The sequence below is a fragment of the Amycolatopsis lexingtonensis genome (assembly GCF_014873755.1).
Taxonomy (GTDB): domain Bacteria; phylum Actinomycetota; class Actinomycetes; order Mycobacteriales; family Pseudonocardiaceae; genus Amycolatopsis; species Amycolatopsis lexingtonensis.
The window spans coordinates 4,784,147-4,804,359 of record NZ_JADBEG010000001.1 but is presented as its reverse complement, the minus strand read 5'-3'; the positions used below and the strand labels follow the sequence as shown (position 1 = coordinate 4,804,359).

Annotated in this window: 17 protein-coding genes; 10 read left to right on the top strand and 7 right to left on the bottom strand. The window is 73.2% G+C overall.

Annotation, left to right across the window (positions count from 1 at the left end):
- The first annotated feature begins 55 nt into the window (after positions 1-55).
- From H4696_RS21365 to H4696_RS21355, 3 genes are read left to right on the top strand one after another with little or no spacing between them, the layout of a single operon-like run.
- Positions 56-1,855 carry a Xaa-Pro dipeptidyl-peptidase gene (locus H4696_RS21365; RefSeq protein ID WP_086857938.1) on the top strand — a complete coding sequence of 600 codons (1,800 nt, stop codon included), beginning with the start codon at positions 56-58 and terminating at the stop codon, positions 1,853-1,855.
- The gene (locus tag H4696_RS21360; RefSeq protein ID WP_192782457.1) at positions 1,855-2,517 is read left to right on the top strand and encodes a YdcF family protein; all 663 of its coding nucleotides are present in this window, start codon (positions 1,855-1,857) and stop codon (positions 2,515-2,517) included. The genes H4696_RS21365 and H4696_RS21360 overlap by 1 nt, the downstream gene beginning before the upstream one ends.
- 49 nt (positions 2,518-2,566) lie before the next feature.
- Complete coding sequence (locus tag H4696_RS21355; protein ID WP_086865280.1) at positions 2,567-3,964, top strand: FAD-binding oxidoreductase; 1,398 nt, start codon at positions 2,567-2,569, stop codon at positions 3,962-3,964.
- Position 3,965: 1 nt separating this feature from the next.
- Here the strand turns inward: H4696_RS21355 and H4696_RS21350 are convergent, their stop codons facing one another.
- On the bottom strand, positions 3,966-4,607 hold the full coding sequence (locus H4696_RS21350) for a response regulator (RefSeq protein WP_086865279.1): 642 nt from the start codon (positions 4,605-4,607) through the stop codon (positions 3,966-3,968).
- Positions 4,604-5,719, bottom strand: coding sequence for a sensor histidine kinase (locus tag H4696_RS21345; RefSeq protein WP_086865278.1), 1,116 nt, complete (start codon positions 5,717-5,719; stop codon positions 4,604-4,606). The genes H4696_RS21350 and H4696_RS21345 overlap by 4 nt, the downstream gene beginning before the upstream one ends.
- A gap of 96 nt (positions 5,720-5,815) precedes the next feature.
- On the opposite strand from H4696_RS21345, the gene H4696_RS21340 reads away from it, so the two are divergent.
- Together H4696_RS21340 and H4696_RS21335 are read left to right on the top strand one after the other, a co-directional pair.
- Positions 5,816-6,670 carry a M23 family metallopeptidase gene (locus H4696_RS21340; protein ID WP_086865277.1) on the top strand — a complete coding sequence of 285 codons (855 nt, stop codon included), beginning with the start codon at positions 5,816-5,818 and terminating at the stop codon, positions 6,668-6,670.
- A gap of 158 nt (positions 6,671-6,828) precedes the next feature.
- Positions 6,829-7,863, top strand: coding sequence for a DUF4192 domain-containing protein (locus H4696_RS21335; RefSeq protein WP_086865276.1), 1,035 nt, complete (start codon positions 6,829-6,831; stop codon positions 7,861-7,863).
- A gap of 74 nt (positions 7,864-7,937) precedes the next feature.
- Here the strand turns inward: H4696_RS21335 and galE are convergent, their stop codons facing one another.
- The 3 genes from galE to H4696_RS21320 all read right to left on the bottom strand — a co-directional run bounded on the left by galE (position 7,938) and on the right by H4696_RS21320 (position 10,924).
- On the bottom strand, positions 7,938-8,927 hold the full coding sequence (gene galE / locus H4696_RS21330; protein WP_086865275.1) for a UDP-glucose 4-epimerase GalE: 990 nt from the start codon (positions 8,925-8,927) through the stop codon (positions 7,938-7,940).
- 99 nt (positions 8,928-9,026) lie between these two features.
- A complete protein-coding gene (gene galK, locus H4696_RS21325; protein ID WP_086865274.1) occupies positions 9,027-10,211 on the bottom strand; it encodes a galactokinase in 1,185 nt (394 codons plus the stop codon).
- Positions 10,208-10,924 carry an iron-dependent transcriptional repressor DtxR gene (locus H4696_RS21320; protein WP_086865273.1) on the bottom strand — a complete coding sequence of 239 codons (717 nt, stop codon included), beginning with the start codon at positions 10,922-10,924 and terminating at the stop codon, positions 10,208-10,210. The genes galK and H4696_RS21320 overlap by 4 nt, the downstream gene beginning before the upstream one ends.
- 112 nt (positions 10,925-11,036) lie before the next feature.
- On the opposite strand from H4696_RS21320, the gene H4696_RS21315 reads away from it, so the two are divergent.
- The 4 genes from H4696_RS21315 to H4696_RS21300 all read left to right on the top strand — a co-directional run bounded on the left by H4696_RS21315 (position 11,037) and on the right by H4696_RS21300 (position 17,750).
- Positions 11,037-11,882 carry a sulfurtransferase gene (locus H4696_RS21315; protein WP_192782456.1) on the top strand — a complete coding sequence of 282 codons (846 nt, stop codon included), beginning with the start codon at positions 11,037-11,039 and terminating at the stop codon, positions 11,880-11,882.
- Between the two features lie 506 nt (positions 11,883-12,388).
- Positions 12,389-13,558, top strand: a complete 1,170-nt coding sequence (locus H4696_RS21310; RefSeq protein WP_086859794.1) for an acetoin utilization protein AcuC — start codon at positions 12,389-12,391, stop codon at positions 13,556-13,558.
- 2 nt (positions 13,559-13,560) lie between these two features.
- Positions 13,561-16,242 (top strand): bifunctional acetate--CoA ligase family protein/GNAT family N-acetyltransferase, encoded by a 2,682-nt coding sequence (locus H4696_RS21305; RefSeq protein WP_086859796.1) that lies wholly within the window; start codon positions 13,561-13,563, stop codon positions 16,240-16,242.
- Positions 16,243-16,619: 377 nt separating this feature from the next.
- Positions 16,620-17,750, top strand: a complete 1,131-nt coding sequence (locus H4696_RS21300; protein ID WP_086859798.1) for a serine hydrolase domain-containing protein — start codon at positions 16,620-16,622, stop codon at positions 17,748-17,750.
- Here the strand turns inward: H4696_RS21300 and H4696_RS21295 are convergent.
- Positions 17,747-18,757: an acyl-CoA dehydrogenase family protein gene (locus H4696_RS21295; RefSeq protein ID WP_086859800.1), complete on the bottom strand. Its 1,011-nt coding sequence runs from the start codon at positions 18,755-18,757 to the stop codon at positions 17,747-17,749. The genes H4696_RS21300 and H4696_RS21295 overlap by 4 nt on opposite strands.
- A 9-nt stretch (positions 18,758-18,766) precedes the next feature.
- Complete coding sequence (locus H4696_RS21290; RefSeq protein WP_086859802.1) at positions 18,767-19,930, bottom strand: acyl-CoA dehydrogenase family protein; 1,164 nt, start codon at positions 19,928-19,930, stop codon at positions 18,767-18,769.
- Positions 19,931-20,000: 70 nt separating this feature from the next.
- Here H4696_RS21290 and H4696_RS21285 point away from each other — a divergent pair, with 70 nt between their 5' ends.
- Complete coding sequence (locus H4696_RS21285; RefSeq protein WP_086859804.1) at positions 20,001-20,192, top strand: ferredoxin; 192 nt, start codon at positions 20,001-20,003, stop codon at positions 20,190-20,192.
- The last annotated feature ends 21 nt before the right edge of the window (positions 20,193-20,213 follow it).

Genomic DNA, 20,213 nt, shown 5'->3' with positions numbered 1-20,213 from the left:
GAGGCCGGGACGGAAGTCTCGGAACCCGTCCGCTTCGCCCGGCTTGGGGGTTTGAGTGAAAGCCGCAGTCGTGCTCGCCGCCGTCCTCGCACTGCCGCTGACCGCGGTCACCGCGGAGGCCGCCGGCCCGCCCGCCCCGGTGTTTTCCGGCGGCCAGGCGCAACCGGTGTTCGACCCGGCCGACGTCGTCCGCGAAGACGTCTGGGTCACCGCGCCGGTCGACAGCGACCACGACGGCGCCGACGACCTCGTGCACGCCCAGGTCGTCCGCCCGCGCGCGACCCAGCAGGGCCTGAAGGTCCCCGTCGTCTACCAGGCCAGCCCGTACTACGCCGGTGGCAACGACGTCGCCAACCACGACGTCGACGTCGAGCTCTACGCGCCGGGGTACGCCCGCGGCCCGGAAGGCCCGCGCGTCGCCGCACACGGCGTCGGCCCGGCCGCCCCGATCACCTGGCGCTACCAGGACTACTTCACCGCGCGCGGCTTCGCCGTCGTCTACGGCGAATCGCTCGGCAGCGGCCTCTCGACCGGCTGCCCGACCACCGGCGACGTCAACGAGACGATCGGCGCCCGCTCGGTCGTCGACTGGCTCAACGGCCGCGCGGAAGCGAAGGACGCGAACGGCGCCGCGGCGAACGCGGACTGGAGCACCGGCAAGACCGGCATGATGGGCGTGTCCTACAACGGCACGCTGCCCAACGCCGTCGCGAGCACCGGCGTCGAAGGCCTGGAGACGATCGTCCCGATCGCCGCGATCTCCAGCTGGTACCAGTACTACCGCAACGACGGCGCCGTCGTTGCGGCCGGCGGTTACCAGGGCGAGGACGCCGACGTGCTCGCCGAGTACGTCTACACCCGCGCCGACCGGCAGGTCTGCCGCCCGGTGATCGACGGCCTGACCCACGACCAGGACCGCGTGACCGGCGACTACACGCCGTTCTGGGACGTCCGCAACTACCGCAACGACGTCGCGAAGGTGCACGCGTCGGTGCTGGCGGTGCACGGCCTCAACGACTGGAACGTCAAGACCGACCAGGTCGCCGCGTGGTACGACGCGCTCAAGGCGCACGGCGTCGAGCACAAGATCTGGCTGCACCAGTCCGGGCACGCCGACCCGTACTCGCTGCGCCGCGACGTCTGGCTCGCGACGCTGAACAAGTGGATGTCGCACTACCTCTACGGCGTCGACAACGGCATCCAGAACGAGCCGAAGGCGACGATCCAGCGCGAAGACCTCTCGTGGACCGACGAGGCCGACTGGCCGGCGCCGGGCACGGCCGACGTCCGCGTCTACCCGTGGCCGGGCGGCCGGTCCAAGGGCGCCATCGACACGCGCAACCCGGTGCCGGGTACCGCTGCCGTGGAAACCCTCGCCGACGACTCGGCCAAGACGATCGAGCAGCTGGCCGGTCTGGCTTCGTCCGGGAACCGCCTGCTCTACGCGACTTCGGCGGCGAAGCAGCCCGTACGTCTTTCCGGCACCGCGCGCGCCGACCTGGCGCTGGCCTTCGACCGGCCCGCGGCGAACGTCTCGGCGATCCTGCTCGACCGCGCCCCCGACGGCACGTCGCACGTGATCAGCCGCGGCTGGACCGACCCGCAGAACCGCACGTCCCCGGCCCGCACCGAGCCGATCACGCCCGGGCAGACCTACCGGATCGGCGTCGAGCTGATGCCGAAGGACTACATCCTCGCCGCCGGGCACCGGCTCGAGTTCCTGCTCGCCTCCAGCGACCACGACTACACGCTGCGGCCCAAGCCGGGCGCGGGGCTGGCGCTCGACCTGACGCGGACGTCGGTGACGCTCCCGGTGACGGGCGGCAAGCCCGCGCTGCGAGCCGCGTTCGGCTGATGCTGCCGGAGCACCTGCGCGCCGACGTCCGGACGCTGTGGGAGTACCACGACCTGCGGCACGAGCCGCGGCGGTCCGACGTCGGCGTCGGCCTCGGCAGCCGGGACCCCGGCGTCGCCGTCCACACGGCGGAGCTGTTCCACGCCGGGCGGTTCCCGCTGGTCGTGTTCACCGGGGCGAACGCGCCGACGACGGTGGACCGCTTCCCGCGCGGCGAAGCGGTGCACTACCGCGACATCGCGCTGGAGCTGGGCGTGCCCGACGAGGTGATCCTGGTGGAGCCGGCGGCCCGCAACACCGGCGAGAACATCGCGTTCACCCGCCGGCTGCTGGCCGGGCGGGAGATCCGGTCGGTGACGCTGGTGACCCGGCCGTACCAGCAGCGCCGCGCCTATGCGACGGCGAAGCGGCTCTGGCCGGGCGTCGACATCGTGTGCGCGTCGAAGGCGGCCTCGTTCGAAGACCACATCACCGGGGAAGAGGACGCCGACCGCGTGATCGGCATGCTCGTCGGCGAAACCCAGCGGATCACCGAGTACGCCGAGCGCGGCTTCGCGATCCCGCAGCACGTCCCGGCCGGCGTCGAGCGGGCGTCCGGCCGGCTGGCCGAAGCGGGGTTCACCCAGCGTCTCCTCCGACGGCCCGGTGATCGCTCGATGTAACGATCACCGCAGGTCAGGCGACTCAAGGGCACCTGCGAGAGGAGCCGCCATGACCTCGACCGCCGACCCCACCCTGGAGAGCTTGCGCGCCCGCCTGTCCGGCGCCGTGCTCACCGCCGGTGACCCCGGCTACGACCTCGCCCGCTCGGTCTGGAACGGCGAGATCGACCGCCGGCCCGCGGTCGTGGTGCGCCCCGCCGGGGCCGCGGACGTGGCGGCGGCGCTCGCGTACGCCCGCGAAGCGGCGCTCGACGTCTCGGTGCGCGGCGGCGGGCACAACTACGGCGGAGCCGCGGTCGTGGACGGCGGTCTCTGCCTCGACCTGAGCTCGCTCGACGCGATCACCGTCGACCCGGCCGCCCGGACCGCACGCGTCGGCGGCGGGGCGACGTGGGCGCAGCTCGACGCCGCCACGCAGGAGCACGCGCTCGCGGTGCCCGGTGGCACGATCAGCCACACCGGTGTCGGCGGCCTCACCCTCGGCGGCGGCTTCGGCTGGCTCACCGGCAAGCACGGGCTCTCCTGCGACAACCTGCTCTCGGCCGAAGTCGTCACCGCCGACGGCGAGGTCCTGCGCGCGTCCGCCGACGAGCACCCGGACCTGTTCTGGGCCCTGCGCGGGGGCGGCGGCAACTTCGGCGTCGTCACCGAGTTCGAGTTCCGGCTGCACCCGGTCGGTCCGATCGTCCACCTGGGGTTGTTCTTCTGGGGCCTCGAGGACGGCACCGCCGCGTTGCGCCAGGCCCGCGAAGTGCTCGAGACGTTGCCCGGGGAAATGGGCGCGCTCGTCGCCGGGCTCAACGCGCCGCCCGCGCCGTTCGTCCCCGAGGCCCACCACTTCCGGCCCGGGTACGCGCTGATGATCGCCGGGTTCGCGGGGGAGGAGCAGCACGCCGAGGCGGTCCGCGCCGCGCGGTCGGGGCCGGCGCCGCTGTTCGAGTTCGTCTCGCCGATCCCGTACGTCGAGCTGCAGCGGATGCTCGACGACGCCGCGCCGTGGGGCATCCTCGCCTACGAGAAGGCCACCTACGCCGACGGGTTCACCGACGAGGTCATCGAGGTGATCGCGGACTTCCTGCCGCGCAAGGCGTCGCCGATGTCGATCATGCCGATCTTCTCGATGCGCGGGGCCTTCACCGAGGTCGCCGCCGACGCGACCGCCTTCGGCGGCCCGCGGCGGGAAAGCATCCTGATCAACATCGACTCGCTCGCGGCCGAACCGGGGCCGTTCGCCGTGGACCGCGCGTGGGTGCGCGAGTTCTGGACGGCACTCGTACCGCACTCGTCCAACCCGGCCGGCTACGTCAACTTCATGGCCGAGTACGAAGAGGACCGCGTCCGGACGTCGTACGGCCCGGCGAAGTACGCGCGGCTCGCCCGGATCAAGGCGCAGTACGATCCGCGCAACGTGTTCCACCACAACGCGAACATCCCGCCCGCGACGTGAGTCAGCCGGCGATGCCGGCCCGGTAGGCGAAGGCGACGGCCTGCGCGCGATCGCGCAGGCCTGCCTTGGCGAACAAGTGGTTCACGTGGGTCTTCACGGTCGCCTCGCTCACCACCAGGGTGCGCGCGATCTCGGTGTTCGACAGCCCGGCCGCGATCAGCCGGAGCACCTCGACCTCGCGCGCGGTCAGGCCGTCGATCTCCTTGACGCGCCGGGGTGTGCCGCGGGCGGCGGCCTCGACCAGGCGCCGCTGCAGTTCGCCGTCCACTGTGGACTGCCCGGCGGCGGCCGAGCGCAGCGCCCTGGCGATGGCCTCGGCGTCGGCGTCCTTGGTGAGGAACCCGCGGGCGCCGGCGCGCAACGCGGCCAGCAGCGATTCGTCGTCGGCGTACGTGGTCAGCACGACGACCTCGGTGCCCGGGTGCTCGGCGCGGACGCGCTCCGTGGTCTCGACGCCGTCGCAGCGCGGCATCCGCAGGTCCACCAGCACGACGTCGGGGTGGTGCTCGGCGACCAGGTCGAGCGCGGCGAGCCCGTCGGCGGCGGCGCCGACCACCTCGACCCCGGGCAGCAGCCCGAGCAGCGTGACCAGGCCTTCCCGGACCACCGCCTGGTCGTCGGCCAGCACGACGCGCAAGGTCACGCCGGCACCGTCAGGTGAATCCGCCATCCGTCCTCCCCCGGCCCGCTCTCCAGGTGCCCGTCGAGCAGCGCGACCCGTTCGCCCATCCCGCGCAAACCGTAGCCTGCCGCGGCCGCGGCCGGCGGGCGCCTGCCCTGCCGGTCGGCCACCGTCAGCCGCACCGATCCGTCGGCGTAGCCCAGCTTGACGTCGACTTCGGCGTGCGCCGCGTGCTTGCGGGTGTTGGCCAGCGCCTCCTGCACCGCCCGGACGAGCGCGGTGCCGACCGCCGGGTCCAGCTCCCGCGGCTCGCCTTCGACTTCGAGGTCCGCGCGCGCCCCGCTGTCCAGTCGGTACGCGGCCAGCAGGTCCGCGATCGCGCGTTCCACCGGCACGGCGTCCTCGCGCAGCGCGGCCACGGCCTGCCGCGCTTCGGCGAGCCCCTCCGACGCCAGCTGCTGGGCCCGTTCGAGCTGCGCGACGGCGTCCGGGCTCGCCCCGTCGCGCACCAGCATCAACCGCGCGCCCTGCAGGTTCAGCGAAAGCCCGGCCAGCGAGTGCGCGAGGACGTCGTGCAGCTCGCGGGCGATGCGCGCGCGTTCGGCCAGCGCGGCCGCGCGGGCGTGCTCTTCGTTGGCCGTCTGCGCGCGGGCCAGCGCCAGCTCGGTCTGCTCGATGCGGGCGAGGCGGGCGCGCCGGTTCAACCCCATCAGCACGACCACGGCGAGGACCGCGTACGTCGACAGGGCGCCTTCCCAGCGGTCCTGGCGGACCACCCAGACCGTGGTGATGAGCGCGGCGTTCAGCGCGACCGCCAGCACGATCGGCACCGGGGACTGCCGCAGCACCACGAAGAACGTCGTGCTGAACAGCGCGACCGACGCCCAGCTGCCCGGCAGGACCACCCACAGCGCGCCCACGGACGCGATCACCGCGAGCGCCAGTAGCGCCGACGGCGTCCGGGCGCCGAGGTCGTGGATCCACGGGATCGGGACCGACAGGACGAGGGTGACCCCGATCAGCACCCAGGCGAGCGCGCCCGCGCGGGGCATCGTGGTGACCAACGGCACCGTGATGAGGGCCCAGCGCAGCCAGCCCTGTGCCGGCGGGAACCGGGCTCGTCGGGTCGTCATTCCGGGCGTCCTCCGCGGGTGCTTGTACGGAAAATGTACCGACGCGGGCTTCCCTTCGTGGGGTCAAGATGTCCCGTTCGTCAGGAGGTTCCGCCCATGTCCAGGTTGCGACGGCTCGCCCTGCTCGCCGCCGCCGCGGCGCTGCCCGCGCTCGGCCTCACCCTCGCCGGTCAGGCGACCGCCTCGGCCGCGCCGAACTTCCAGGTGCCGTTCAAATGCGGCGTCACGGTGACCGCTGCGACGTTCAGCGGCCACAGCCCGGCGTACTCCGTCGACTTCCAGAAGGACGGCATCACCGGGATGCCCGTGCTCGCCTCGGCGTCCGGCACGGTGACGCGCGTCGCCGACGAAGGCAGCACGAGCTACGGCAAGTGGATCGAGCTGGACCACGGTGGCGGCTGGCGCACCCGGTACGCGCACCTGTCGGCCCAGGAGGTTTCGGTCGGGCAGTCCGTTGCCGGCGGCAAGGAGATCGGCAAGGCGGGCGCGACCGGCGGGGTCACCGGGCCGCACCTGCACTTCGAGGAGCGGCTGGACGGCGTGGTGCAGAAGGCAACGCTGAACGGCGTCGCCGTGCCGTACTACGGCCACACGAACTTCACGAGCAAGAACAACTGCGGCGGCAACCCCTACTCCGCCGAAGAGGTCTGCGGGTCGGGCTTCTCGGTCATCGACCAGCAGGGCCTGGCGAACTCCTCGGGCACGGCGTACCTGTTGTACAACGCCTCGACCCAGGCGAACTGCGTGACGACGCTGAAGGCGACGTCGCTCGGCACGGCCAGCCCGGTCTCGGCGTTCCTCGAGGTCCAGGGCTCGACCCGGGTGACCGACTCCGGCAGCTTCACCTACTACGCCGGGCCGGTGAAGAAGACGGCCGGGTCCACCTGCGTGAAGTGGGGCGGTTCGGTCGGGAGCAACACCTACGAAAGCGGCTTCGAGCACTGCGGGTGACCCCCGCCGGTCGGTGGGGCCGGGCAGCATAGCCCGCCCCACCGACAGGAACGGGCGGCCCGGCCGCCCGCGGGCCGGATCTGTCCACATCGGCCCCGCCGATCCACAGATTTGCCGCGACCGCCCCATCCGGCCCCGCCGCGCCCCACGGTGGAGGCATGACCACCGCCACCCCGGCCGGCCGGTTGCCGGTCGACCTCCGAGATCCCGCGCTGCTGCTGGCCGCGCTCCCGTACCTGATCGGCTTCCGCCCCGCGAAGTCCGCCGTCCTGCTCGGCCACCGCGCTCCCGAAGGCGACCGCACCGGCCTGGTCCTGCGCGCCGACATCCCCCGGCGTGAAGACCGCGCCCGCCAAGCGCGGGCACTCGCCCCACGCTTCGCGGCGGGCCGTCACACCGGCGTGACCGTCGCGCTCGTCGGCGGCCGGCGAAGACCCGGCAGCCCGCCGCCGCACGCGGGCTTCGTCAAGCACCTGAAGACCGCGCTGGGCGAGTACGGCCTCCCGGTCCTGCACGCGTTGTGGACCCCGGGTATCACCACGAACGCGCCGTGGGCCTGCTACACCGACGAGGACTGCGCCGGCCGGCTGCCGGACCCCCGCGCGACGGTGGTGGCGGCCGCCGGCACCGAGGCCGGCCAGGTGGTGTTCGACAGCCGCGCCGAGCTGGCGGCCCTCCTCGACCCCCGCTGCCCGGAGGCACTCACCCGCCGCGCGGACCTGCTCACCCGGCAGCCCGAACCCGACGACTTCGACCCGGTGTCGGAGATCCGCGCCGCGTTGGCCCGCCGGCGACCGCCGAGCGACGAGGAAGCCGTCCTGCTGGCGAGCGCGCTGACGATCCCGGAGATCCGCGACGCGTGCCTGAGCATGGCCGTTCCCCCGGACGGCTCGACGGCCCGGGAAGCGGAGCGCCTGTGGCTCACGCTGGTCCGCGAGCTCCCGGCCCCGGAACGCGCGGAACCGGCGGCACTGCTGGGCTATTCGGCCTACCTGCGCGGCGACGGCACGTTCGCGGGCATGGCCCTGGAGAACGCGCTGGAGGCGGACCCGAGTCACGTCTTGGCGGAGCTGCTGCTGAAGGTGCTGGACCGCGGCATGCCCCCGGAACAGCTACTGGGTCTGGCGAACTACGCCGATCCTCTCGGCTTCGGACCCCTCGTGCTGGACGCCGAGCCGAGCCGTGCCGGGTGAGCCGCGATCCCTGGCGGACCGTCGCAAATGGACGGTCCGGGGCGGCGGGCAGGTTCGCCCACCGCCCCGGTGCCTCAGCCCTGGGTAGCCCGCCGGGCCTGGGTGAACTCCCAGGCGTCACGGACGATCCCGGCCAGCTCGGTCCGCTCCGGCTTCCAGCCGAGCTCTTCCCGGGCCCGGTCGCTGGCCGCCACGAGCACCGACGGGTCGCCCGCGCGGCGCGGGGCCACCGCGGCCGGCACCGCGTGGCCGGTGACCTCGCGGCAGGCCTCGATCACCTCGAGGACGGAGAACCCGGTGCCGTTGCCCAGGTTGTAGATGCGGTGCTCGCCGGCGGTCGCGTGCTTCAGCGCCAGCAGGTGCGCGTCCGCGAGGTCCACGACGTGGATGTAGTCGCGCACCGCGGTGTGGTCCGGCGTCGGGTAGTCGTCGCCGAAGATCTGGATGCGCTCACGGTCGCCCGAGGCGACCTGCAGGACGAGGGGGATGAGATGGGTTTCCGTGGCGTGGCGCTCGCCGAAGGCGCCGTACGCGCCGGCGACGTTGAAGTAGCGCAAGCTCACCGCGGCCAGGCCGTGCGCGGTGGCGAAGCTGGTGATCGCGGCGTCGATGGCGAGCTTCGTGGCGCCGTAGGTGTTGGTCGGCCGGGTCGGCGCCGACTCCGGGATCGGCGACTGCTCCGGCTCGCCGTAGGTCGCCGCGGTCGAGGAGAACACCAGCCGGGGCGTGCCGTGCTCCTGCATGGCCTCGAGCAGCCGCAGCGACGTGACGACGTTGCCTTCCCAGTACTTCGCCGGCTCCGTCATCGACTCGCCGACCAGCGACTTGGCCGCGAAGTGCAGCACGCCGTCGAAGCCCTCGCGCAGCAGGCTGCCCGCCACTTCGGCGGCGTCGCCTTCGATGAACCGCGCGTCCGGGTGGACCGCGTCGGCGTGCCCGGTGGACAGGTCGTCGACCACGGTGACCCGGTGCCCGGCTTCGATCAGCCGGGCGGCGCAGACACTGCCGACATACCCCGCTCCGCCCGTCACGACCAGCTTCAGGGCGTTGCTCTGCTCCGACACGTCCAGGCCTTTCTGCCGAGGGTGATGACGCGGTTCAGTCTTCCCCCTCGGCGACGCGCGAGTCCGCGCGGGGGTTGCCCCGGGCGGACCCGCACGTCCTCAGACCTCGTCGCGGCCGGCGCCGCGGGAGGGCACCGCGGTGAACATCCGTGGGCGCCGGTAGCCGGCCTTTTCGTACGCCGCTTCGACGGCCGCCTTGACCCGCCCCAGGTCGGCGTCGCGGACCAGCGCGATGGCCGAGCCGCCGAAGCCGCCGCCGGTCATCCGCGAGCCGAGGGCGCCGGCTTCCCGCGCCGAGCCGACCGCGAGGTCCAGCTCGGCCGTGGAGATCCGGTAGTCGTCGCGCATGCTGACGTGCGAGGCGTCCAGGAACGGCCCGATTTCGGCCAGCTTCCCGGCGCGCAGCAGCTCGACCGTCTCGAGCACCCGCTGGTTTTCGGTGACGACGTGCCGCACCAGCGGCACCAAGTCGTCCGGCAGCCGGTCGAGGGCCGCGGCGAGGCCTTCGACGGTGATGTCGCGCAGCGCCTTCACTCCGAGCAGTTCGGCCGCCCGCTCGGTGCCGCGGCGGCGCTCGCCGTAGCCACCTTCGGCGTGCGAATGCTTGGTGCGGGTGTCGATGATCAGCACCTGCAGCCCGGCCTCGGCCAGGCCGAACGGCACCTGCTCCTGCTCGCCCGAGCGCACGTCGAGGAACAGCACGTGCGACTCCGTGCAGCACAGCGACGCCGTCTGGTCGAGCAGGCCGGTGGGCGCGCCGACGAAGTCGTTTTCCGAGCGCTGCACCCACCGCGCCACCTGGGACCGCGTCGGGACGCGGTCGCCGGGCGCGCCGAGCTCCAGGCCGGCCAGGCCCAGCAACGCCAGCGACACCGCGCACTCGAGCGCGTGGGACGAGGACAGCCCCGCCCCGGACGGCACGTCCCCGGCGACGACCAGGTCGGCACCGGCGGTGAAGCCCTGGTCACGCAGCACCCAGGCGACGCCCGCCGGGTACGCGGCCCACCCGTCGACGGTGCCCGGCGCCAGGTCGGCGATCTTGAGCTCGCCGGAGCGCTGGATCTGCCCGTCGTCGCCGAGGGTGGCCACGGACAGGACGCCGTCTTCGCGGGGCGAAGCGGCGGCCGCCAGGCGGTGCGGCAGGGCGAACGGCAGCACGAAGCCGTCGTTGTAGTCGGTGTGCTCGCCGATCAGGTTGACCCGCCCGGGCGCCGACCAGACGCCGGTGGGCGCGGTGCCGTGGACCGTGCGGAACGCCGCCACGGCCTCCGAAGCGGGGCTCACCTGGCCTGCGCCAGGACGGCGTGCAGCGCGGAGGTGGCGACCTGGGCGGTGGTGTCCCCGCCGGTGACCTCGATGGTCCCGCCGTTGGCCTTGCCGATGGTGACCGTGCCGCCCGGCACGATGCCGACGGACTTGAGCTCGGTCATCAGCGACTCGTCCAGCTGGACGTGCTCGGCGATGCGCCGGATCTCGACGCGGCCGCCGCCGGTGCGGGCGAACTCGTCGAGCCGGACCAGGTCGGCCTCCGCGGGTGGGGCCGGGTCGCCGTCGCCCAGCTTGTCCAGACCGGGGATCGGGTTGCCGTACGGGGAGGTGGTCGGGTGGTCGAGCAGCTTGACCAGCTTGCGCTCGACGGCCTCGCTCATCACGTGCTCCCACCGGCACGCCTCGTTGTGCACGTGCTCCCACTCGAGCCCGATCACGTCGACGAGGAGGCGCTCGGCCAGGCGGTGCTTGCGCATGACGGCGATGGCCAGTTCGCGGCCGTGGTCGGTCAGCTGGAGGTGCCGGTCGTCGGCGACCACGACGAGGCCGTCGCGCTCCATCCGGGCGACGGTCTGGCTCACGGTCGGGCCGCTCTGCTGCAGGCGCTCGGCGATGCGGGCGCGCAGCGGAACGACACCTTCTTCTTCGAGCTCGTAGATCGTACGCAAGTACATCTCGGTGGTGTCGATGAGATCGTTCACGCTGTCCCCTTCGTCCGCGTTGCTCATCGTAGTCGTTGGCACCGACAGCGGCGGCGGGCCTGCTGGATAACAACTCGCCGGTGGGGGATATGTCCGCACCCCGGCGCGGCCGGGTGCCGGGCCGCTGCAAGATGGGAGCATGCGTCCGCTGATCAGCACCACCGACCTCGCCGCCGCGCTGGCGGGCCCGGCCGCCGGGCGGCCCGTCGTCCTCGACGTCCGCTGGCGGCTCGCCGGCCCGCCCGGCGCCGAGTCCTACCGGGAGGGCCACGTGCCCGGCGCCGTGTTCGTGGATCTCGACCGAGCCCTCGCGGCCGAGCCGGGCGAAGGCGGCCGCCACCCCCTCCCCGCCCCCGCCGACCTGCAGCGCGACCTGCGCGCGGCCGGCGTCCGGACCGGCCACCCGGTGGTCGCCTACGACGACGCCGACGGCTCGGTGGCGGCCCGCGCGTGGTGGCTGCTGCGCTGGGCGGGCCACGAAGAGGTGGCGGTCCTCGACGGCGGTTACGCGGCGTGGTCGGCCGAGGGACACCCGGTCAGCACCGAGCAGGCCGACCCGGAGCCCGGCGACATCGAGGTCCGGCCGGGCGCGATGCCGGTCCTCGACGCGGACGAGGCAGCGGCCCTGGCCCGCGACGGCCTCCTGCTCGACGCCCGCGCCACCCCGCGCTACGCGGGCGAGACGGAGCCGGTGGACCCGCGCGCGGGTCACATCCCGGGCGCGGTGAACGCCCCGTTCTCCGGGCACATCGCCGACAACGGCCGCTGGCACGCCCCGGCCGAGCTGGCGGCCCGCTTCGCAGACCTGGGCCTGCGCCCCGGCGAGCCGGTGGGCGCCTACTGCGGCTCAGGGGTGACGGCGAGTTCGGTGGTCCTGGCCCTGGAACTGGCCGGCCACCCGGGCGCGGGCCTGTACGCGGGCTCGTGGTCCCACTGGTCCCGCAACCCGGACCGCCCCGCGGCGACCGGCCCCCTGCCCGGCTGAGCGCTCCCCGCTCACCGGCCGGCCCGTCAGGGCCCTGGCAAAGTCGGATCAGCACGGCCGATCCGGCTGCCCGCACGTCATGAACGGGTCGTTCACCTCACCAGACGACCTGAACGAGTCGTTCACGACATCACGGCCGGGGTCCCGGCAAAGTCACGCGGCCGGGCCGCTCTGCCGTCGGTGACCCGCTCGCCCGACGTCTTGAATGAGTCATTCAGGTCTTCGGAGGTCCTGAATGAGTCATTCAAGACGCTGGTGCAACGCTGCGGGCTGCACCAACGCGACTTTGCCGGAGCCCTGGGGCGGCCCGTCATGAACGACCCGTTCACCTCGCCCGACGACATGAAAGAGTCGTTCATGACGTCGCCCGCCCCTCCCGGCGGGCCACGACCACGACGCTGCCAGGGACGCCCGCGCCGGCCGAGCCACTCCACCCCCGGGCGGAGCCCACCCCCAAGCCCTTTCGGGTCCACACAGTCCCCCGAACGGCACTACAGTCGGACACTATGTCGCCGGCCGTCGTGTGGGACTCCGCCCTTCTCGGTTATGACCTGGGTGGGGATCACCCGTTCAACCCCGTCCGGCTGGAGCTCACCGTCCGGCTGGCCACCGAACTCGGCGTCCTCGACGGCGTCGAACTCCTCGTCCCCACCAGCGCCGGCGACGAAGAACTCCTCCGGGTCCACGCTCCCGAATACCTCGCCGCCGTGCGGGAGGCGCCGCTCGTCGGGTGGGATGTCGGGCACGGGCTCGGGACCGCCGACAACCCCGTCTTCTCCGACATGCACGACGCCTCCGCGCTCGTCGTCGGGTCCACGCTGCTCGCCGCGCGCAAGATCGCCGAGGGCGAGGCCACCCGGGCGGTCAACATCGCCGGGGGGCTGCACCACGCCATGCGGGACCAGGCGGCCGGGTTCTGCGTCTACAACGACTGCGCCGTCGCCATCTCGTGGCTGCTCGACCACGGTTTCGAGCGGATCGCCTACATCGACACCGACGTCCACCACGGCGACGGCGTCCAGGCCGCCTTCTACGACGACCCACGCGTCCTCACGATCTCGCTGCACCAGCACCCCTTCACGCTCTGGCCGGGGACCGGCTACTCCGCCGAGACCGGGCGGGGGAAGGCCGACGGGACCGCCGTCAACATCCCGCTGCCGCCGCGGACGCGGGATCCCGGGTGGCTGCGGGCGTTCACCGCCGTCGTGCCCTCGCTGCTCGCCGACTTCGAACCGCAGCTGCTGTTCACCCAGTGCGGCGTCGACTCGCACGAAGAGGACCCGCTCGCCGACCTCTCGCTGTCCGTCGACGGGCACCGCACCATCTACGCCACCCTCCGCGACCTCGCCGAGACCTACGCCGGCGGCAAGTGGATCGCCGTCGGGGGCGGCGGCTACCAGCTGATCCGCGTGGTCCCGCGGTCGTGGACGCACCTGATCGCCACCGTCCTCGGCCGGGACGTCGACCCGGCGACGCCGCTGCCGCCGGGCTGGACCACCACCGTCGGGAAGGCCGCGCCGCACGCCGAACTCCCGCGGGCGATGACCGACGACCGCGACACCGGGTTCAAGCCGTGGGGCGACGGGGAGGACGACCCCGTCGACATCGCCGTCCGGGATACGCGCCGTGCCGTGTTCCCCTTGCACGGCCTCGACCCGGACGACCCGAGGGACTGATCATGGCCGGCCGGGACCCCTTCGACTACCCCCGCGACTGGGAAGCCGACGTCGTGCTGTCCGACGGCGGCACCGTCCACTTGCGCCCGATCGTGCCCACGGATGCCGACGGGCTGGTCGCCTTCCACGGGAAGCTGTCCGAGCGCACGCGGTACTTCCGCTACTTCGGCGCCTACCCGCGGATCCCGGAGAAGGACCTGAAGCGGTTCTCCACCGTCGACCACCACGATCGCGTCGCGTTCGCCGCATTCCTGGGCGACGACATCGTGGCCGTCGGGCGGTACGAGCGGCTGGACCACGGGCCTTCGGCGGAGGTCGCCTTCGTCGTGAGCGACGCGCACCAGGGGCGCGGGCTCGGCTCGATCCTGCTCGAACACCTCGCCGCGGCCGCGTCCGAGTGCGGGCTGCGCCGGTTCGTCGCCGAGGTGCTCGCCGAGAACGCCGCCATGGTGCGGGTCTTCCGCGACGCCGGCTACCAGGTCAGCCGCGAGATCGAGGAAGGCGTGCTGCACCTGGAGTTCGACATCGATCCGACCGAGGAGTCGCTCGCCGTCGCGCGCTCCCGGGAGCAGGCGGCCGAGGCGCGCAGCGTGCACAACCTGCTGCACCCGGCGTCGGTCGCGGTGATCGGCGCCTCCGCCGAGCCGAACAAGGTCGGCCACGTCGCCTTCGTGAACCTGCTGGCCGCCGCGTTCACCGGCACCGTCTACCCGGTCAACCCGGAGCACCGCGCGATCCGGGGCGTGCGCGCGTACCCGTCCGTGCTGGACATCCCGGACCCGGTCGACCTCGCCGTCGTCGCGGTGCCCGCCGAGGCCGTCGAGTCCGTTTTGGACGCTTGCCTGGCCAAGGGCGTGAAGACGCTGCTGATCCTGTCGAGCGGGTTCGCCGAAGCCGGGCCGCACGGCCTGCACGCCGAGCTGCGGCTGGTCGGCGAGGCGCGGGCGCACGGCATGCGCGTGGTCGGGCCGAACGCGCTCGGCGTGCTCAACACCGCGCCCGGCATCCGGCTGAACGCCACGCTCGCGCCGCGGCTGCCCGGCCGCGGCCGCACCGGGTTCTTCTGCCAGTCCGGCGCGCTGGGCACGGCGATCCTCGCCGACGCCGAAGCGCGCGGCCTCGGGCTGTCGACGTTCGTCTCGGCGGGCAACCGCGCCGACGTCTCCGGCAACGACCTGCTCCAGTACTGGGAAACCGACCCGGACACCGATCTCGTGCTGCTGTACCTCGAGTCCTTCGGCAACCCGCGCAAGTTCGCGCGGCTGGCCCGGCGGCTCGCGCGGACGAAGCCGATCGTCGCGGTGAAGTCGGGGCGGCACGCGGTCCGCCCGCAGCTGGCCGCAACGTCCACGGAAATCGACGAAGCCAGCGTCCAGGCCCTGTTCGAACAGGCCGGCGTGGTGCGGGTGGAGTCGCTGGCGCAGCTGTTCGACACCGCGCTCGTGTTCGCCCACCAGCCGCTGCCCGCCGGGCCGCGGGTCGGGATCGTCGGCAACTCCAGCGCGATCGGACTGCTGGCCGCCGACACCGCGCGCATGCAGGGGCTGCGGCTGGCGTCGGACCCGGTGGACGTCGGGCCGCAGGCGGGCCCGGAGGACTTCGCGAAGGCCGTCCGCGAGGCGCTGACCTCGCCGGAGACCGACGCGCTGGTCGTCGTCTTCGCGCCGCCGATCGCCATTCCCGGCACTGCCTACGCGCGCGCCCTGCGCGAGACGGTGGTCGAACTGGGGCAGCGCAAACCGATCGTCTCGACGTTCCTCGCGGCCGAAGGCGTGCCGGACGAGCTCGCGGTGTTTTCCGGCGACGGCGTGCCGACGCGCGGGTCGATCCCGTCGTACCCGAGCCCGGAACGCGCGGTGAACGCGCTCGCGAGGGTCGTCCGGTACGCCGCGTGGCGGCAGCGCCCGCAGGGCACGCTCGTGCGGCCGCAGGGGATCCACACCGAACAGGCGCAGGGCCTCGTCCGCGAACTCCTGGACGCCGAAAGCGGCAAGACGACGCTGCTCTCGGACGCCGACGTCGTGCGGCTGCTCGGCTGCTACGGCATCGACGTCGTGCCGTTCCGCATCGTGTCCACTGTGGACGAAGCGGTCGCGGCGGCGGCCGAGCTGGGCTTCCCGGTGACGCTCAAGGCGGTCGACGAACGCCTGCGCGGCCGGCCCGACCTCGCCGGCGTGCGCCTCGACCTGGCCTCGGCGGACTCGGTCCGCACCGCCTACGAAACGCTGCGCGAGATCTCCGGCGACGACGACGTCTACGTCCAGCGGATGGCGCCGAAGGGCCTGTCGTGCGTGATCGGGCTGCAGGACGACCCGTCGTTCGGCACGCTCGTCTCGTTCGGGTTGTCCGGGCTGGTCAGCACGCTGCTGGGGGACCGCGCCTACCGCGCGGTGCCGCTCACCGACGTCGACGCGGCCACGCTGCTGCGCGAACCGCGGACGGCGCCGCTGCTCACCGGCTACCGCGGCGACGAGCCCGCCGACCTGGCCGCGCTGCAGGACATGGTGCTGCGCGTGGCCGCGCTCGCGGAGGACAACCCCGAGGTGCGCTCGCTGGTGCTCGACCCGATCCTGGCCTCGCCGGACGGCGCCTTCGTGGCGAACGCGCGCCTGGTGCTGGGCCTCCCGCCGACCCGCCCCGACACCGGCCCGCGCCGCCTCCGCGCGATCAACCCGCTGGACTGACATGGCCGAGCTGCCCGACCCACCCGGCGCCGACCCGATTCGGCGCCGGTCCGTGCGGCCGACCCGCTCGGCTGATCCGGCCGCCGTGACCGGCCTGTCCCGCCGCCGGCCTGTGCGATCGATCCGCTCGGCTGATCCGGCTACGCCGACCGACCCGCCCGGCACCGACCTGCTTCGGCGCCGGGTCGTGCGGCCGACGCGCTCGGCTGATCTGGCCACCGCGACCGGCTCGTCCCGCCGCCGGTCCGTGCGATCGATCCGCTCGGCTGCCCCAACCGACCCGCCCCGCGCCCACTCGCCTCGGCACCGGTCCGTGCGGCCGGCCAGCGCGACCGACCCCTCCCGGCACCGGCCGTGTGAGCGACCCAGGAACTGAAATGTCACCTCTCACCGACGTCCTGACCCGGCACACGAGCGACCTCCCCGGCGCCGTGGCCCTCGTCGCGCGCGGCGAGCACGTCGAAGCGGCGGCCGTCGGCTCGGCCGACACCAAGCACACCGTCCCGATGGTGCGGGACTCCCTGTTCCGCATCGCCTCGCTCACCAAGCCGATCACGGCCGCGGCCGTGCTGCTGCTCGTCGACGAAGGCGAACTCACCCTCGACGACCCGGTCGAGCGGTGGCTGCCGGAGCTCGCGTCACCGATGGTGGTGCGCACGCCAAGTGGCCCGGTCGACGACGTGGTGCCCGCCGTCCGGCCCATCACCGTGGGCGATCTGCTGACCTTCCGGTGCGGGTACGGGCTCGCGGCCGACATGACGCTGCCCGCCGTCGACCTGCTGCTGCAGGTGCTCGGTCACCCGGCGGCGCCGCCGCGCGGGCTCACGCCGGACGGGTGGCTGGCCGCGCTGGCGCAGGTGCCGCTGCTGCACCAGCCGGGCGAGGCGTGGCTCTACGACACCGGCTCGGACCTGCAGGGCATGCTGATCTCGCGGGTCACCGGCCGCCCGCTGCCGGAGTTCCTGGCGGAGCACCTGTTCGAGCCGCTCGGCATGGCCGACACCGGATTCACCGTGCCGACGGCGGCGCTGGGCCGGCTGACCAGCGCGTACCGCCGCGGCGAAGAGGGGCTCCGGCTGATCGACTCGCCGGAGGGCCGGTGGAGCACGCCGCCGTCGTTCCCGTCCGGGTCCGGCGGGCTCGTGTCGACGGCCGACGACCTGCTCGCGTTCGGCCGCTTCCTGCTGGCCGGCGGCACGGTGGGCGACCGGCGGCTGCTGTCGGCCCGGTCGGTGCACGCGATGACCACGGACCACCTGACGCCGGTGCAGCGGGAAGCCGGGCGGGAGTTCCTGCACGGCCAGGGCTGGGGCTACGGCGGTTCGGTGGACGTCGACCCGCGGCAACCCGGCGAGTTCGCGGGCCGCTACGGCTGGGTCGGCGGCGCGGGCACGGCGTGGCACGTCGTCCCGTCGACCGGCACGGTTTCGGTGCTGCTGACCCAGGTCGAGCTCACCAGCCCCGACCCGACCCCGCTGATGCGCGAGTTCTGGACGTACGCGGCTTAGAGGGCGTCGCCCAGAGCCAGCAGCTGGGAGGTCGCCGAGCCGAGCTCGAACTCCAGGCGCTTCGCCGCCGTGAAGTAGCGGTGCACCACGTGGTCGACGTCGATGCCGACGCCGCCGTGGACGTGGACCGTCGTGTGCGCCACCCGGTGGCCCGCCTCCGCGGCCCAGAACTTCGCCGTCGCCACCGCCTCCGTCGCGGGGAGGCCCGAGTCCAGCCGCCACGCGGCCTGCAGGGTCGTCAGGCGAACCGCTTCGACGTCGACGTAGGCGTCCGCGAGGCGCTGGCGGACCGCCTGGAAGCCGCCGATGACGTGGTCGAACTGCTTGCGCTCGGCCGCGTACGCCGCGGTCAGCTCCAGTGCCCGTTCGACGACGCCGAGCTGCTGCGCGCAGACGCCCACGGTTCCGCGCAGGCGCAGCCATTCGCCGATGTCGCCCAGCGGGACGCCGGGCGCGTCGGACAGCTCCAGCAGGCAGGCGTCCGCGTGGTCGGTCGTCCGCTGTGGCCGCACGGACACCCCGGGCGCGGCCGCGTCGACCAGGAAGACCTCGTCCGAAGCGGCGACCAGGAACCCGTGCGCGAACGCGCCGGACGCCACGGCCGATCGCGAACCGGACAGCTTGCCGCCGACCGCGGTGAACCCGGACAACGCCACGGCCAGCACGCGCTCGCCGCGCAGCACCGGCAGCACCCAGCGGTCCACCAGTTCCGGCGTGCCGAACTCCGCCAGCGCCGACGCCGCCATGGTGATCGACGGCAGGTAGGGGACCGCGGCCACCGCGCGACCGATCTCGGTGAGCACGGCGCACTGCTCCAGCAGTCCGAACCCACCGCCGCCCAGCGACGACGGCAGCGCCGCGTCCAGGACGCCCGCCTGGCCCAGTGCCGTCCACAGTGGAGCGTCGAAGCCGCCGGTGCCGTGCGGGTCGTGGGTGGCCTTGTCGGCGAGGATCCGCCGGCTCAGCGCGGCGAGGTCGGCCGACGCTTCGGAAGGGGTGAAGTCCATGGAACGCTCCTAGCGCGTGACGGGCAGGCCGAGTGCGGTCGCGGCGATCATGTCCCGCTGGATTTCGTTGGTGCCGCCGCCGAAGGTGAGGATGAGCGCCGACCGGTGCAGCCGTTCGATCCGGCCGGCCAGCAGCGCGCCCGGCGAGCCTTCGCGGACGACGGCGGCCGCGCCGAGCACCTCCATCAGCAGCCGGTAGGCCTCGATCGCGAACTCCGTGCCGTACACCTTCGTCGCCGACGCCTCCGCCGGGCCCAGCTCGCTCGCCGCGGCCGCCCAGGCGATCCGCCAGTTCCGCAGCTTCAGGTACTCCGCGCCGGTGTGCACCCGCGCGAGGTGCAGCCGCACCCATTCCTGCTCGATGGCGCCGGTCTCCTTCGCCCACGCCAGGACGTCGGACAGCGCCTTGCGCACCGGCGCCGCGGACGTCAGCGCGACGCGCTCGTGGTTGAGCTGGTTGGTGATCAGCGGCCAGCCCGCGTTCTCCTCGGCCACGCGCGCCGAAACCGGCACGCGCACGCCGTCGTAGTACGTCGCGCTGGTGCCTGCGCCCGCGACCGTGTGCACCTTGGTCCAGGAGAAACCGGGAGAAGACGTCGGCACGATCAGCATCGACAGCCCGCGGTGCTTCTTCGCCTCCGGGTCGGTCCGCACCGCCAGCCAGACGTAGTCGGCGTACTCGATCAGGCTGGTCCACATCTTCTGCCCGGTGACGACGTATTCGTCGCCGTCGCGGACCGCGCGCGTCTTCAGCGAAGCCAGGTCCGTGCCGGCTTCCGGCTCGGAGTAGCCGATCGAGAAGTGCAGCTCGCCGGCCGCGATCTTCGGCAGGTAGAACGCCTTCTGCTCATCGGTGCCGTAGCGCATGATGGTCGGCCCGACGGTGTTCACCGTCAGGAAGGGCACCGGCACCCCGGCGACGGCCGCTTCGTCGGTGAAGATGAGCTGGTCGAGCATCGGCCTGCCCTGCCCGCCGTACTCCTTCGGCCAGCCCAGCGCGAGCCAGCCGTCCTTGCCCAGCTGCCGCACGACCTCCTTGTAGGCGGCGCCGTCGCCGTATTCGCCGCCGCCCGAGCGAAGGCCGTCACGACGCTCGGGCGTCATGAGCTCGGCGAAGTACTCCCGAAGTTCGACGGCCAGCGCGCGCTGCTCCGGCGTGTAGTCGATCCGCACCCGTCACCCCGATCCGGCGTTATAGTAGAACCTGTTCTAGTTGTACCAGGGCTCGCGCGGTGGAGGAAGCATGGAGATCGGCGTTGATCGGCTGGCGTGCGAGGCGAACGCGGTGTGCGTGGGCTTCGCGCCGGACGTGTTCGACCTCGACGACGACGAGAACCTGGTGATCCAGCCGGGCCCGGTGCCTGCCGATCAGGTAGAACGTGTTTCCGATGCGGTCAAGGGCTGTCCGAAGAATGCCCTGTTCATCGTCGGTTAGCGCCGTTCACTGAAAGGCTTG